The sequence below is a fragment of the Plantactinospora sp. WMMC1484 genome, assembly GCF_049315195.1.
Classification (GTDB): domain Bacteria; phylum Actinomycetota; class Actinomycetes; order Mycobacteriales; family Micromonosporaceae; genus Plantactinospora.
In genome coordinates, this window is the sequence record NZ_CP186055.1 from 5511248 (window position 1) to 5525364 (window position 14117).

14 protein-coding genes are annotated in these 14117 nt (G+C 69.7%); 8 read left to right on the forward strand and 6 right to left on the reverse strand.

Annotated elements, in window-relative coordinates; translation table 11 throughout:
- The first annotated feature begins 91 nt into the window (after nt 1-91).
- The 3 genes from ACN28C_RS23985 to ACN28C_RS23995 all read left to right on the forward strand — a co-directional run bounded on the left by ACN28C_RS23985 (nt 92) and on the right by ACN28C_RS23995 (nt 3737).
- Nucleotides 92-985 carry an alpha/beta fold hydrolase gene (locus ACN28C_RS23985; RefSeq protein WP_422774791.1) on the forward strand — a complete coding sequence of 298 codons (894 nt, stop codon included), beginning with the start codon at nt 92-94 and terminating at the stop codon, nt 983-985.
- A gap of 389 nt (nt 986-1374) precedes the next feature.
- Nucleotides 1375-2952, forward strand: coding sequence for a pectate lyase family protein (locus ACN28C_RS23990; protein WP_422769777.1), 1578 nt, complete (start codon nt 1375-1377; stop codon nt 2950-2952).
- 215 nt (nt 2953-3167) lie between these two features.
- Nucleotides 3168-3737: a GNAT family N-acetyltransferase gene (locus tag ACN28C_RS23995; protein ID WP_422769778.1), complete on the forward strand. Its 570-nt coding sequence runs from the start codon at nt 3168-3170 to the stop codon at nt 3735-3737.
- 50 nt (nt 3738-3787) lie between these two features.
- Here the strand turns inward: ACN28C_RS23995 and ACN28C_RS24000 are convergent, their stop codons facing one another.
- Nucleotides 3788-4213: an Imm1 family immunity protein gene (locus ACN28C_RS24000; RefSeq protein WP_422769779.1), complete on the reverse strand. Its 426-nt coding sequence runs from the start codon at nt 4211-4213 to the stop codon at nt 3788-3790.
- Nucleotides 4210-4470 (reverse strand): hypothetical protein, encoded by a 261-nt coding sequence (locus tag ACN28C_RS24005; RefSeq protein ID WP_421492651.1) that lies wholly within the window; start codon nt 4468-4470, stop codon nt 4210-4212. Before ACN28C_RS24005 ends, ACN28C_RS24000 begins: the two co-directional genes overlap by 4 nt.
- 616 nt (nt 4471-5086) lie before the next feature.
- Between ACN28C_RS24005 and ACN28C_RS24010 the strand changes: the two genes are divergently transcribed.
- Both ACN28C_RS24010 and ACN28C_RS24015 read left to right on the forward strand, forming a co-directional pair.
- Nucleotides 5087-6190, forward strand: a complete 1104-nt coding sequence (locus ACN28C_RS24010) for a DNA-binding protein (protein WP_422769780.1) — start codon at nt 5087-5089, stop codon at nt 6188-6190.
- Complete coding sequence (locus ACN28C_RS24015) at nt 6187-6726, forward strand: NUDIX domain-containing protein (protein WP_421492649.1); 540 nt, start codon at nt 6187-6189, stop codon at nt 6724-6726. The genes ACN28C_RS24010 and ACN28C_RS24015 overlap by 4 nt, the downstream gene beginning before the upstream one ends.
- A 21-nt stretch (nt 6727-6747) precedes the next feature.
- Here the strand turns inward: ACN28C_RS24015 and ACN28C_RS24020 are convergent, their stop codons facing one another.
- Complete coding sequence (locus tag ACN28C_RS24020) at nt 6748-7380, reverse strand: TetR/AcrR family transcriptional regulator (protein WP_422769781.1); 633 nt, start codon at nt 7378-7380, stop codon at nt 6748-6750.
- A 115-nt stretch (nt 7381-7495) separates the two neighbouring features.
- Between ACN28C_RS24020 and ACN28C_RS24025 the strand changes: the two genes are divergently transcribed.
- Nucleotides 7496-8497, forward strand: a complete 1002-nt coding sequence (locus ACN28C_RS24025) for an SDR family NAD(P)-dependent oxidoreductase (RefSeq protein ID WP_422769782.1) — start codon at nt 7496-7498, stop codon at nt 8495-8497.
- A 98-nt stretch (nt 8498-8595) separates the two neighbouring features.
- Here ACN28C_RS24025 and ACN28C_RS24030 read toward each other — a convergent pair whose 3' ends face one another.
- Nucleotides 8596-9738, reverse strand: a complete 1143-nt coding sequence (locus tag ACN28C_RS24030; RefSeq protein ID WP_422769783.1) for an MFS transporter — start codon at nt 9736-9738, stop codon at nt 8596-8598.
- Nucleotides 9739-9919: 181 nt separating this feature from the next.
- Nucleotides 9920-10468 (reverse strand): hypothetical protein, encoded by a 549-nt coding sequence (locus tag ACN28C_RS24035; protein WP_422769784.1) that lies wholly within the window; start codon nt 10466-10468, stop codon nt 9920-9922.
- A gap of 238 nt (nt 10469-10706) precedes the next feature.
- Between ACN28C_RS24035 and ACN28C_RS24040 the strand changes: the two genes are divergently transcribed.
- Both ACN28C_RS24040 and ACN28C_RS24045 read left to right on the forward strand, forming a co-directional pair.
- The gene (locus ACN28C_RS24040; protein ID WP_422769785.1) at nt 10707-12008 is read left to right on the forward strand and encodes an asparaginase; all 1302 of its coding nucleotides are present in this window, start codon (nt 10707-10709) and stop codon (nt 12006-12008) included.
- 230 nt (nt 12009-12238) lie between these two features.
- The gene (locus tag ACN28C_RS24045) at nt 12239-13612 is read left to right on the forward strand and encodes a TrpB-like pyridoxal phosphate-dependent enzyme (RefSeq protein WP_422769786.1); all 1374 of its coding nucleotides are present in this window, start codon (nt 12239-12241) and stop codon (nt 13610-13612) included.
- Nucleotides 13613-13635: 23 nt separating this feature from the next.
- Here ACN28C_RS24045 and ACN28C_RS24050 read toward each other — a convergent pair whose 3' ends face one another.
- Entirely contained in the window at nt 13636-14043 is a 408-nt protein-coding gene (locus ACN28C_RS24050) for a VOC family protein (protein WP_422774792.1), read from the reverse strand.
- Between the last annotated feature and the right edge of the window lie 74 nt (nt 14044-14117).

A 14117-nucleotide genomic window follows, 5' to 3' on the forward strand; every position in this document is an offset into this window, starting at 1 on the left:
GCGTCCTGACCGACCCGCCCCTCCGGCAGCGGTGCCGGGCGCCCGGTGGGTGCCAGGAATCGATCTCGGGGTGCCGGGGTATGTGCCAGCCATGTTCGAGGGTTTCCGGGACGAGCGGATCGACGTGGGTGAGGTGGACCTCCGTGTCCGCCATGCGGGCGAGGGACCCCCGGTGCTGCTCATCCACGGCCATCCGCGCACCGGGGCGACCTGGCACCGGGTCGCCCCGGTGCTGGTGGAGCGGGGATACCGGGTCGTCTGCCCGGACATGCGCGGCTACGGGCGGTCGGGCAAGGCCGGAATCGTCCCGGACCACGCGCAGCAGTCCAAGCGGGCAGTGGCCCGGGACATGGTACGGCTGATGCGTGCCCTGGACTCTCCGAGGTTCGCCACGGTGGGGCACGACCGCGGCTGTTACGTGGCGTTGCGGTTGGCGCTGGACCATCCGGACGCGGTCGACCGACTGGTGGTGCTGGACGGCGTACCGATCAGCGAGGCGCTGGCCAGGTGCGACGCCAGGTTCGCGCACGACTGGTACCACTGGTTCTTCTTCGCCCAACCGGAGAAGCCGGAGCGCGCGATCATGGCGGACCCGGACGCCTGGTACGACGCCGCACGGCCCGAGGCGATGGGTGCGGAGAACTACCGGGAGTTCCGGGATGCGATCCACGATCCGGACACGGTCCGGGCCATGCTGGAGGACTACCGGGCCGGCCTCGGCATCGACCGCGCACACGAGGAGGCCGACCGGCGCGCCGGGCGTACCGTCCGGTGCCCGACCCTGTTCCTCTGGTCGACCCGGGACGACATGGCCGACCTGTACGGTGACCCGCTCGCAGTCTGGCGACCGTGGGTGGACGACCTGCGCGGCGCCCCGATCGAGTCCGGCCACCACGTGGCCGAGGAGAACCCGGAGGGGCTGGCGGCGGCTCTGCACCGCTTCCTCGCCCCGGCGGCGGCGGTCGAGGCTCACCAGGACCGGTAGGGCGAACCGTCGCGACCCGCGCCGTACGCCACCACCGCCTGCCCGGCCTGCAACAAACCGGCCTGCAACAAACCTGCAAACGCGGGCCCTTGCTTTTCCGGAAACCGCTTTCCTATGATCGTTTCATAGATGTTTCGCGATGGGACGGCCATCGCGGTTCGACAGCGACGCCGCTCGTGGAGCAGAGCGCACCGGCAGCCGACTGCTCCCCTGCCCGGCCGTCGCGTTGCGGGTGACGCCGGTCGCCGCCAACTCCACGCGGAACCAGCCGGGGCACCGCGCTGCGCCGGCGGCCCGGCGACGGCAGCGGCGGCAGCGGCAGCGGCTGGCCAGCGGCGTACTGCGTTCGGAGACGGGCGTACTGCAATCGAAGACGAAGGTGAGACGAGATGAGACGACCAGTCGCACTGCGACTCCAGGCGGCACTGGCCACGGCGGCCCTCGGGGCCGCGATCGCCGTCGCTCTGCCGGTCCCCCAGGCATCGGCGGCGGTCGGCAGCGCCACCGGCTACGCGACCCGCAACGGCGGGACCACCGGCGGTGCGGGCGGGCAGACGGTGCGGGCCAGCACGGGAACCGCGATCCACACGGCTCTCTGCAACCGGGCCAGCAGCAGCACCCCGATCGTCATCGAGGTCCAGGGAACCATCAACCACGGCAACACCAGCAAGGTGTCGGGCGACAGCTGCAACACCGCCGCCGACGTGATCGAGCTCAAGCAGATCAGCAACATCACGATCATCGGTGTCGGCGGTGGGGCCGTCTTCGACCAGATCGGCATCCACATCCGCGAGGCCAGCAACATCATCATCCAGAACGTGACCGTCCGGAACGTCAAGAAGTCGGGTTCTCCCACCTCCAACGGTGGCGACGCCATCGGCATGGAGAGCAACGTCCGCAACGTCTGGGTCGACCACGTGACGCTGGAGGCGTCGGGCGGCGAGTCGGAGGGGTTCGACGGCCTCTTCGACATGAAGAACAACACCCAGTACGTGACGCTCTCCTACAGCACTCTGCGCAACTCGGGTCGGGGTGGCCTGATCGGGTCCAGCGAGAGCGACAGGTCGAACGGCTACGTCACGTTCCACCACAACCTGTACGAGAACATCGACTCCCGCACGCCCCTGCTCCGCGGTGGCATCGCGCACATCTACAACAACCACTACCTGAGCCTCCACGAGTCCGGCATCAACTCCCGGGCCGGTGGGCAGGCGAAGGTGGAGAACAACTACTTCGAGGACTCCAAGGACGTCCTGGGCACGTTCTACACCGACGAGGCCGGCTACTGGCAGGTCAACGGCAACATCTTCGACAACGTGACCTGGTCCAGCCCGGGCGGCGACACCAACCCCGCCGGCCCCAACCCGCAGTCGAACACCAGCGTCAGCATTCCGTACTCGTACAGCATGGACGGGGCGAGCTGCGTACCGGACGTCGTCCGCCAGACGGCCGGGGCCAACAAGGGCATCCGGGTCTCGGACGGCCGGTGCTCACCGCAGACCCCGGCACCGACCCCGACCCGGCCGACGCCGACGCCGCCGACCAATCCCACGCCGACCCCGAGCAACCCGACCCCGACGACCACTCCGGGCCAGCCGGGCGGGACCAACCTCAGCATCGGGGCGGGTTCGGACGGCTCCAGCAAGGCCAGCGGGACGAGTTACGGCAACGTGCGGGACGGCGACATGAGCACCTACTGGTCACCGGCCGGCTCGACCGGATCCATCTCGATCAAGTGGGACTCCGCCACCACGATCTCCAGGATCAACATCCGTGAGGCTTCGGGTGCCGTCGGCGCCATCGGGTCCTGGCGGGTCCTCAACCACGACAACGGCGCCATCCTGGCCTCCGGCAGCGGGGCGGGCGTGATCTCTTTCGCGGCGACCTCGCTGCGCAAGGTCACCTTTGAGATCACCGGATCGAACGGCACCCCGAGGGTCGCCGAGTTCGAGACCTACGCCGGATAGCAGTCGGGCTGGAATTTGACGGCGATCTCCCGCCGGTCGCCTACCGGTCTCCGCAAAACGGAGGCGGGGCCGTCAGACGCGACGGCCCCGCCTCCGATGCCGAGGGCGCACCCGCACCGGGGATCCCCACGCAGGGCGGTGCCAGCCTGGCGACTCCGTCCGGCAGGCCGACGCCGTAGCATGATCCTTCGGCGACCCGGGGAGGACGGACGAGGATGTACGCGGTATCCCTCGGCGACGACGGCGCGTTGCTCCGCCCGCTCGAACCATGGCAGGCCGAGGAGTTCCTGACCCACATCGAACGCGGCCGGGAGTTCATCGGCCAACACATCGCGCTGCCGGACGCCGTCACCGACCTGGAGTCGAGCCGCTCCTTCCTCCAGGGCTACGCGGAGAAGGCCGCCGCCGACACCGGACGGATCCACGGCATCTGGGTCGGCGGCACGCTGATCGGTGGCGTCCTGTTCCGGACCATGGACGTCCAGCAGGGCGTTGCCGAGGCCGGCTGCTGGCTGGAACCGTCGGCGGTCGGCAGCGGGCTGGTGACCCGGGCCGCTCGAGTGATCATCGACTGGGCGTTCGAGGAGCGGGGCATCCATCGCGTCGAGTGGGTGGTCTCGGCGGAGAACCAGCCCAGCATCGCGGTGGCCCGACGCCTCGGCATGACCCGGGACGGCGTACTACGGCAGCGCTATTCCTACCGCGGGAAGCGGCACGACATGGAGATCTGGTCGATCCTCGCACCGGAGTGGCGGTCCGGCGCGACGTCCCGGCACGCCCCCTGAAGCGCCCGCCTGCTCGGCTTCGATGGCCAGGGGAGCGGAGATCCCCCGGGCTAACAGTCGCGCCACAGCACCCGGCGTGGGCGGGCACCGGTGACGGCGTACTCCAGTGCGGCGTCCCGGACGGCGTCCGGGCTCACGCCCGCCACCTCGGGACCACAGGCGATCGGATCGCCACCGTAATCGAACTCGATCTCATGAACGCCGGTCGGCCATGGCGGCACCTCCGGTTCGAATCCGATACCGCCGGCCGGCCCCGTCCAGTAGAGGAACCCCCGCACCGGGTGCCCGAGCCCGAGTTGCAACGACGACGGCGACCCGCACGGTCGGAATCCCGGCTCCAGGAACGCCGGCGGATACAACCCCACCACCTGGGGCCCGACCGGGCTCACCGCCAGCCCGGCCAGCAGTCCATCCAGCTCGACGACCCCGTCAACCGCCCGCCACCTGCCCTGCCCCCACACCACCGCCACGGTCACCCGTCCGCTCCGGCATCCTCCGCAGACCCGACACCGTCACCCCGCCGGGAGGGGCCTGGCAGGGCGTCGAAACGGCCCGCCAGGACCAGCCGCTCGTACGCCCACCGCCACTCGTCACACCGACTCCGTCCACACCGCACACAGGCCCCGGTCTCGGGATCGTTGGCATGGGCGCGCATCGTGTCCCGGAAGTGCTCCGCCATCTCGTCGGAGACCTCGACGGCCGCGGACGGCCGCCAGGCCGGTCGGCCCGTCACCGCCGACCACCACCAGCGGTCCATCCGGGTACGCCCACCAGCCCTCCACCCGCAACACCACCCCACTCCGCCCTCCGGGCGGCTACCGCTGACCAGGACACCTGTGCCCTCCCGACGTCATACGACCCTGTCGACCGGATCGGCACCGAGGCGGGCGGGGTCGGTCGGCACGTCGTACAACGCGAAACCGTTGGCCGCAGCACCCGCCCCGGGCCGTAGGTTGATCGTGTCCGGGAACGCGCCGTGCCAGAATGACGCAACGTTGGTGGGACGTATACGCGAAGCTCATTGATTCGATAACCTCGTCGGGCATCCGATCGGATGCCCGACCGGCGATTCTCGTGGGGGTCCCGACATGTCCAGCGCATCCCCACCTGCCTGCCGCCGGTGCGGCACGCCATTGGCGAGAGACAACCACACGAAAGCCTGTCGGCGGTGCGCCAGCCGGACCAGCGGCTACCTTTTCGCGCCACCACCACTGCCGTCCGAATTCTGGCGGGCCGTAGAGCTACGGGAGGCCTTCGCCGAGCGCCACATCGGCCACGTCATCCGGGCGTACCGGCATCATCCCCACCACGGGCCACGACCGCTGTCCCAAGATCTCGTTGCCGGGTGGATGAACCAGACGCAGGCTCAGCTCAGCCGCCTGGAGAACGGGCCAGGGCTACGCAACCTCGATCGGCTGGTCGGTTGGGCGCTCCTACTCGGCATGCCCGCCGAAATGCTCTGGTTCGCGCTACCCAGCAGCGGGTCTCCGCAGCAACCACCCGGATCGCACGGCGTCACGCTCCCCTTCGTGCACGCGCTCCGTGCGGCCGATCGACAGGTCGGCGGCGCCCATCTGTATGCGACGGTCGCAACTCGCCTCGCCCAGTACTCGTCTGCGCCGCCATCGACCGGCCCGAACCTACGAACCCTCCCCGCCTGGGCACCAATAGCGTCCCTTGCCGAGATGGCCGGCTGGATGGCATTGGAAAGTGGCGCGAAGGCAATGGCCTCTCGGCATCTGTTGCGCGCCAGCGCGGCTGCCGCCGCAAGCGGCGATACTCAACTAGCTGCTCAGATCCACGCAAGCCTCAGCCATTGCGCCCGCCAGGACGGCGACGCGCACGCTGCTGTCTCGCACGCCGATACCGGATTCGCGCACCTTCGCAAAGGTCCTTCGCACGGTCCACTTGAGGCCCGGTTGCACGCGATGCGCGCATGCGGGTTGGCCGCGAGCGGACGGCCGGTCGAGGCTGTGGCGGCGATCACCGCCGCCGACACGGCATATCAGCGCGAGTGCAGCTCCTCCTCGCAGTGGTTGAGCCCGTTCGACGATGCATCGCTCGCCTCGGAGGCAGCCTGGTGTTTCCTCCGAGTCGGCGACTTCACCGAGGCGGCCAGGCAGTTGCACCAGGCACTCGCCGGCCGTCAAGGTGGCCAGGTGCGTAGCCGGGCCTTCGCCCAGGTCGCGCTTGCAACCGCGCTACTCGGCCAGGGACAGGCGGAAGAGGCGTGCCCGCTGATCCGCGAGGTACTCGCCTCCACCGTGAACCTCGGCTCCGCCGTGCTCGTCGCCCGTCTCACGCATGTAGCGCTGCTACTCCGATCCCACTCGAAGCGATGTGGCGAGGCTTCCGAGGTGATCGAGCAACTTCGACAGGCTCTGCTTGAACGGGCATGGATCGGTACCAGCGGCGCCCTGCACGAGCCACCAGCAGGACACCCGCCGCTATGACACCTCGGGAACAGCGACCACTCTACGAACGCGACGGCGACGCCTGGGACGCGTACCTCGCCGAAGGCAACGCCAGGCAGGCGCGCAAGCGCGTCGGTGCGGATGCGCTCATCCGGAACCATCGGGGCGAAATCCTGCTGGTGGATCCGAGTTACAAGCCCGACTGGGACCTTCCAGGCGGCATGGCCGAACACCACGAACCACCGCGCCAGGCCGCCGAGCGTGAGCTACGCGAAGAGCTTGGCCTCGAACTGTCGCTCGGGATCATGCTGGTGGTCGACTGGGTGGCCCCCCATGGGCCCTGGGACGACAGCCTCATGTTCGTCTTCGACGGCGGCGTCCTCGACGACCGACGCATCACGTCGCTACGCCCGACAGACCCGGAGATCGAGGCCTTCCAGTTCTTCTCCCTGGCAGATGCGACAACGGTACTCAGGCCGTACGTGTGGCGACGGCTGGACCGGGCAGTGGCGGCCGCCACCGACGGCGCAGCGCGTTATCTTCATACTTCGGTGCTCGCGGACGGTGATTTGTGAGTGCCGTGGCTCACGTGGACGTCAGCTCTCTCGGCTGCCGCTCCCGTCGATATCCCGTGCACAGCCGCTGAGCGCTGGCAGGAAAAGGTCGATGGCGATCGTCATCCGTGTGACGAATTCCGACCGGGTGGCCACCTCGTACTTTATGCCGGCGGCGGTGGACCGCAGCGTTCGGGCCATCTCCCCGGCCGTTCCCTCGCACCCGGCGGGAAGGACCTCCGCCAGAGCGTTCGCGACCATCTCGACGAAGCGCTGAGGATAGGCCGTGACGCTGGACCCCAGCAGGGCCGGGTTGGTCTCGATGAGCACCGCGACCTCCGCCGCCATGGAGCCGATATAGCGGCCGGTCCACAGGTCGAAGGCTTCGACCAGTCGATCCCGTAGTGGGCGCTCGGCGTCCGCCAGAACCCGGCCCGCCGCGACAAGGTCGCCCTCGATGGCGTAGACGACAGCGGCGCGGAACAGGTTTTCCTTCGAGGAGAACAGGAAGTACAGGCCAGGTCGGGAGATCTCCGCGGCGCGGGCGACATCGTCCATCGACGTCTTGCGGTAGCCATACCGGGCGAAGGTGTCGAGAGCGACCGTCAGAACGTGCTTCCGGCGGCCACCCTCGGCCCGCTCTCCTGCGACCCCGATCTCCAGCGAGACGCCCATGGCGTCAACCCTAGCAGCCACTACACTAGCTATACAACCTAAGCGGTCTGTGTATAGTTGCCATAGTGCCGAGGCAACGGCCCGGCTCCGACCACGCAACCCCTCAGGAGACGGCGTGACCGCAGCTCATCGACTCGTCACGACACGCTTCGACGTCGGCAGCACCGCCGACGACGTCGCGAGCGGCCTCGACCTCGCGGATGTCCGTGCCATCGTCACCGGCGCCTCGTCCGGGATCGGCGTCGAAACAGCGCGCTCTCTCGCGCGCGCGGGCGCCGAGGTCACCCTGGCGGTCCGCAACACCGCCGCTGGTGCAGAAGCGGCCCGGGACATCACCGGAACCACCCATAACCCCAACGTCCACGTCCGGGCGCTCGACCTGCTCGACAGGTCCTCCATCGCCAACTTCGTCGACCACTGGAGCGGGCCGCTGCACCTACTGATCAACAATGCCGGCGTCTTCCTCAGCAACCTGGCCCGAACCCCCGAAGGCTGGGAACACCAGTTCGCGGTCAACCATCTCGGCCACTTCGCCCTGAGCCTCGGCCTGCACGACGCCCTCGCCACGGGTGCGCGCGAACGTGGCGACGCCCGCATCGTGTCGGTCAGTTCAACGGCGCACATGAACTCGCCAGTCGTCTTCGACGACATCCACTTCGCGCGACGCCCGTACGACCCCCAAACCGCCTACGCGCAATCCAAGACCGCCAACTCGCTCTTCGCGGTCGAAGCCTCCCGTCGATGGGCGTCCGACGGCATCGTCGCGAACGCCGTCAATCCCGGTGGTGTCTCGACCGGCCTGCAACGGGATTTCACGCAGGAGCAGAAGGACTATCTGGCGACAGCCGAGGCCGCCGGAGCCTTCGCCTACAAAACCGTCCAGCAGGGTGCCGCCACCACCCTCGTCGCCGCGGTCGCCCCCGAGTTCGCCCACACCGGCGGTCACTATCTCAATGACGGACGCGAAGCGCACACCGTCGCCGACGACGCGGACCTGTTCCACAACAGCGACGGCGTCAAGCAGTGGGCACTCGACCCCGACGCCGCACGGAAGTTGTGGACCGTGTCGCTGGAGTTGATCGGCCAGCCGCGACCTGGCGACACCCTCCACCAATAGAGGTCCGCGCCAATCTCCGGAGCACTACGAGCGGGTTGGGCGGTTGTCTGCACCTGCATCGTGGTCCGGAGCAGCGTCCTCCGTCACGGCGAGGCGGATCACGAGCGGACCACGGCGCCCAGCGCCCACACGATGAGCGCGAAGCAGCAGAGCGCCGTCCCCGTGCTCGTGACCGCGGTCCAGCCACGCACGGACCAGAGCGTGGTCGCGGCAGCGGAGCCGATGGCAGCGCCGATGAAGTTGCCGGCCGCCAGCGCCGTGTTGAGCCGGCTGCGTGCCTCGTGGGAGAGGGCGAACAGCCGCGCCCGGTTGAGGAGGGCCTGCGTCTGGAGGGCGACATCGATCACGATGATCACGATGATCACCAGGACGACGGACCGGCCGGCGAACGTCGCCACGACGAAGGCGCCGAGGGCCAGCACCCAGGCCGTGCCGGTGGCCGGCAGCGACCAGCCGCGGTCGTGCAAACGCCCGCCGTGCAGGCCGGAGAGAACACCAGCGAAACCCACCAACCCGAACAACCCGATCACGGCTACCGGATATTCGAACGGTGGGCCGCTGAGCAGGAACGTCAGCGCCGTCCAGAACAGCGAGAACGCGGCGAACCCGGTGGCGGCCAGGACGAGCGTCCATCGGGCCGCCCGCTCGCGCATGACCACCGTGCCGACCGAGGCGATGAGCTGCGGGTATCGCATCTGGGCCCGCGGTGCCAGCGGTGGGATCGTGCGGTAGAGCAGGACCGCGAGCAGCACGGCGACGACCGCGGCGAGACCGAAGACCGTACGCCACCCGGCGGCGCCGGCGACCAACCCGCTGATCGTGCGGGATGCCAGGATGCCGGCGAGGGTCCCGGACCCGACGACGCCGACGATCCGACCGCGCTGGGCGTCGCCGGCCAGGTCCCCGGCGAGCGGTGTGAGGACCTGCCCGGAGATCGTCGTCGCGCCGAGCGCGCCCAGGGCGAGGAGAAGGACGCCGATCGACGGCGCCAGCGCGCACAGCAGCAGTGCGGCGGCCGAGGTCAGCAGCATCACCGGGACGAACCGGCGGCGGTCCAGGACGTCCCCGAGTGGCACGAGCAGCAGCACACCGACGGCGTACCCGACCTGCGTCGCGGTGACGAGCCAGCCGGCCGTCGCGGTCGCGGTGTGTAGATCGTCCGCGATGAAGCCGAGCAGTGGCTGCGCCCAGTACAGGTTGCCGATGGCCGCTCCCGCCGCCAATGCGAACAGGAACGTCATCCGATGGCTCAGGCCTGACGGCGGTGCCATACGGGGTGTTGCCAACCTGCCACGCCAGGACGTGTTGCCAACACGTGGGCGCCGCCGCCGGGCGGTGCCCGGAGGCGGCTCGAGGACACTCCCCGCTGCCTCCGATTGGCGCGGCCGGACGTAACCGAGACCGCCCGAGCGAGGGCCGGTGTCAGGATTGTGCGGCGAGAGGGCCTCCGTCGCCGAACCTCCAGGTCGGATACCGCTCCGCCATGTAACCGCGATGGCCGTCCCAGTCGGCCGGCCCGAGCGACCGCACCGGCGACACGCGCAGCCGGTCCTCCGCATCCTGCTCGTAGCCCCACGCGAAGCCGACCAGCGGGACGACGAGCCGCCGGTCGACGTCCCACGGACCGATGGTCAGGAAGCTGTGCGCCTGCCACCGCACCACCCCGGAACGCCATCGGGAAGGGGCGTCGAAGAGGGTCGGTCGAAAACCGTACCAGGCGAAGGGTGCGCTGGAGTCGGCAAACAGGTCGAAGGGGTCGATCTCGAACCCCGCTGCCGCGCTGGGTTCGCAGACCAACTGCACCCAGCCCAACAGCGACCGGTAGCCACGAGCGCTGAACTCGACAGACGCGGTACAGACCGGCATGCCCCGGTCCCGTTCGCTCTTGCCGACTGCCACCGGGTCGACGTTCGGTGCGACCTCCACCAACACCCGACCACGCTCGTCACCGACGTCGAACCGAATTTCCACTTCGGCATCCTCCCACCTCGCCGACACACCCAGCCGGTTGTCGGCGGCGGCACCGATCGCGAAGGGCTGACGCCGTTAACCGCCCGAAACATCATCTAACCGCCCACACAGGAGATCGAATACCGGCGATGGATCGGGCGCGTTCCAGAAGGCAGGAAGCGGAAATGATCTTGTAACGCCGAAGAAAGCAGCAGCTCGGACGATGCTCCTTACCCCCATCCCCCGACTGGAGGTCGCATTGTCCAGCATTCCGGATCGGCTCCGGCCGACACCCCGGCGCCTGATCGCCGTCCTGGTCCCCGTCCTCACTGCCGCACTCACCGCCACCGTCGTCTCCGTCATCGACCGCTCCCCCGAACCGGCGGCGATGGCGCTGCCACCGGTCACCGGCACCGTCGCCGGGGTCACCGGGCCGACCGAGATCCGCAGCGTCGCGTACGCCCAGGCCGTCAACGCGGCGAAGGCGAAGAAGCCCAAGGTCACCGTGATCGGCACCGGCGGCACCATCTCCGGCGTCGCCACCTCCCGCAGCAGTTTCACCGAATACCGGTCCGGCCAGATCGCCATCGGTGACCTGGTGGCCCGGCTCCAGCCGGAGATCGGCCAGGTCGCCGACGTCTCGACGGTGCAGTTCGGCAACAAGGGCTCCGGCGGCTACACCATCGCCGAGTTCCACGCGCTCACCCTGGCCGTCGAGTCGGCGCTGAAGAAGTCGGACGCGGTCGTGGTGACCAGCGGCACCGACACGATGGAGGAGTTCGCGTACTGGCTGGACCTGACCGTACGGAGCCGCAAGCCGGTGGTGATGACCGGGGCGATGCGGCCCTGGGCGGCGGTGACCCCGGACGGGCCGCAGGTGATCGGCGCCGACGGACCGGCCAACCTCTACAACTCGATCGTTCTGGCGGCCAGCCAGGCGACCTATTGCTACGGCACCGTACTGATGCTCGGCGACGAGTTCCACGCCGCCCGGGACGTCACCAAGACCAGCTCCTACCGGATGGACACCTTCCAGAGCCGGGAGTTCGGCGTCCTGGGCTGGATCGACGGGCCGAACATCAAGGTCGGCCGGGCGCCGGCCCGGGTCGAGAAGTGCGACGCGAAGCAGCGCTGGCTGACCCCGTTCGACCTGTCCAGAGTCGCCCCGACCGACCTGCCCCGGGTCGAGGTGGTCTACGGCTACCAGCAGGCCGGCGGCGAGGCGATCACCGCCTTCGCGGACGCCGGGGTCAAGGGCATCGTCACCGCCGGCACCGGCGCCGGTGGCATCTCCTCGGCGCAGAGCAGCGCCCGGAGCGCCGCCGCGGCGAAGGGGGTCGTCTTCGTCAGCACCACCCGGACCGGCTCCGGCGCGAGCTACAGCGGCAGCACCACCTCGCCGATCATCGCCGGCGACGACCTGCTGCCGCAGAAGGCCCGGCTGCTGCTCCTGCTCAGCCTCGCCTTCGCACCGGCCGATGTGGCCACGGTGCGGACCTGGGTGGGCACGCTGGGCAACCCGGAGTGGGACACCGCGCCCAAGGGCAGGCCGAAGGACTGACCGGCGCACCGGCGCACCGGCGCGAGTGGATGGCGAGCGGCCGGCGGATCACTCCGTCGGCCGCCGCCGATCCCGCGCGGCCACGGACAGCACGGCCACGGACGGCGGCGGGCCACAGACAGCGGGCCACGGACGGCAAGCGGGCCACGGACAGCGGGCCATGGGCAGCGAGCGGGCCACGGACAGCGGGCCATGGACAGCGGGGCGTCCGGCGGGTTCAATTCGTGGCCATGGGTGAGCCGAGCAAGATTCTGCTGGACGAGTCGGAGCTGCCGCGCCGCTGGTACAACATCCTGGCCGACCTGCCCGCCGCGCCGCCGCCGGTGCTGCATCCGGGCACGCTGACGCCGATCGGCCCGGACGACCTGGCACCGCTCTTTCCGGCGGAGCTGATCCGGCAGGAGGTCACCACCGACCGCTACGTGGAGATCCCGGAGGAGGTGCGGGACGTCTACCGGCTGTGGCGACCGTCCCCGCTGTACCGGGCGCATCGGCTGGAGCGGGCGCTCGACACCCCTGCCAAGATCTTCTACAAGTACGAGGGCGTCTCGCCGGCCGGGTCGCACAAGCCGAACACGGCGGTGCCGCAGGCGTACTACAACGCGGCGGCCGGAATCCGCCGGCTGACCACCGAGACCGGGGCCGGCCAGTGGGGCACCGCACTCGCCTTCGCATGCGCGCAGTACGGCCTGGACTGCGAGGTCTGGCAGGTGCGCGCCTCGTACGACCAGAAGCCGTACCGGAAGATCATGATCGAGACGTTCGGCGGAGTCGTCCACCCGTCACCGTCCGAACTCACCTCGGCCGGCCGGGCGGTGCTGGCGGATCACCCCGACTCGCCCGGCTCGCTGGGCATCGCGATCTCCGAGGCGGTCGAGGTGGCGGCCGGCAGCCCGGACACGAACTATGCGCTGGGCAGCGTGCTCAACCACGTACTCCTGCACCAGACGGTGATCGGCGAGGAGGCGCTCCTCCAGTTCGGCAAGGTCGGGCTGGCGCCGGACCTGATCGTCGGCTGCACCGGCGGCGGCTCCAACTTCGGCGGACTGGCGTTCCCGTTCCTCCGGGAGAAGCTGGCCGGCACGCTCGACGTGACGATCCGGGCCGTCGAGCCGGCCTCCTGCCCGTCGCTGACCAGGGGTGTCTACGCGTACGACTTCGGCGACACCGCCGGGATGACCCCGCTGATGAAGATGCACACCCTCGGGCACGACTTCATCCCCGACCCGATCCACGCCGGTGGGCTGCGCTACCACGGCATGTCGCCGCTGATCTCGCACATCTACGAGCTGGGCCTGATCGAGGCGGTGGCGAAGGGCCAGCGGGAGTGCTTCGAGGCGGGAGTGCGGTTCGCCCGCACCGAGGGGATCGTGCCGGCTCCCGAGCCCACCCACGCGCTCGCCGCCTGCGTCGAGGAGGCGTTGCGGTGCCGGGAGACCGGCGAGGAGAAGATCATCCTGACCGCGCTCTGCGGGCACGGGCATCTGGACCTCGCCGCGTACGGTGCCTTTCTCGCGGGCGACCTCGCCGACCACGAGTTCTCGGAGAGCCAGCTCGCCGCCGCGACCGCCGGGTTGCCGGCGGTGCCGGCCGGTTCGGCGTGACGCCACGCCGGGGCGCCGGACGGTCAGCCCCGAGACGAAATCTGCTGCACGGCCCAGCCGTTGCCGTCCGGGTCGTCGAAGAAGACGAATCCCACGTTGTCCAGCGGATCCGCGACGGGCCCCGGATTCTCGCCGAGGACCTGGATCTCGCCGACCTCGACACCTCGCTCCACGAGCTGGGCACGCGCCCTGGTCAGGTCGTTGACGACGAGCTGCAGCCCGCGCAGCGAGCCGGGCGGCATCTGCGGCACGGCGCCGGTGCCGATCACGATCGAGCAGCCCGAGCCCGGCGGGGTGAGCTGGACGATCCGGACGTCGTCGCCGATCCGGGTGTCGTGGTCGACGTCGAAGCCGAGCTGGTCGGCGTAGAAGGTCTTCGCCCGGTCCACGTCGGAGACCGGGACGACCACCACCTCCAGGGTCCAGTTCACGGCGACCGCCTTCCTGCTTCTCGACATCGGTGCGCCGGCAGACCATAGCGCCGGGGTACGACCGATCCGGTTGT

Excerpts from the sequence above, each read along its gene's own strand:
- ACN28C_RS23985 (WP_422774791.1), top strand. The coding sequence starts at position 92 with ATGTTCGAGGGTTTCCGGGACGAGCGGATCGACGTGGGTGAGGTGGAC.
- ACN28C_RS23990 (WP_422769777.1), top strand. The coding sequence starts at position 1,375 with ATGAGACGACCAGTCGCACTGCGACTCCAGGCGGCACTGGCCACGGCG.
- ACN28C_RS23995 (WP_422769778.1), top strand. The coding sequence starts at position 3,168 with ATGTACGCGGTATCCCTCGGCGACGACGGCGCGTTGCTCCGCCCGCTC.
- ACN28C_RS24010 (WP_422769780.1), top strand. The coding sequence starts at position 5,087 with ATGAACCAGACGCAGGCTCAGCTCAGCCGCCTGGAGAACGGGCCAGGG.
- ACN28C_RS24015 (WP_421492649.1), top strand. The coding sequence starts at position 6,187 with ATGACACCTCGGGAACAGCGACCACTCTACGAACGCGACGGCGACGCC.
- ACN28C_RS24020 (WP_422769781.1), bottom strand. The coding sequence starts at position 7,380 with ATGGGCGTCTCGCTGGAGATCGGGGTCGCAGGAGAGCGGGCCGAGGGT.
- ACN28C_RS24030 (WP_422769783.1), bottom strand. The coding sequence starts at position 9,738 with ATGACGTTCCTGTTCGCATTGGCGGCGGGAGCGGCCATCGGCAACCTG.
- ACN28C_RS24045 (WP_422769786.1), top strand. The coding sequence starts at position 12,239 with ATGGGTGAGCCGAGCAAGATTCTGCTGGACGAGTCGGAGCTGCCGCGC.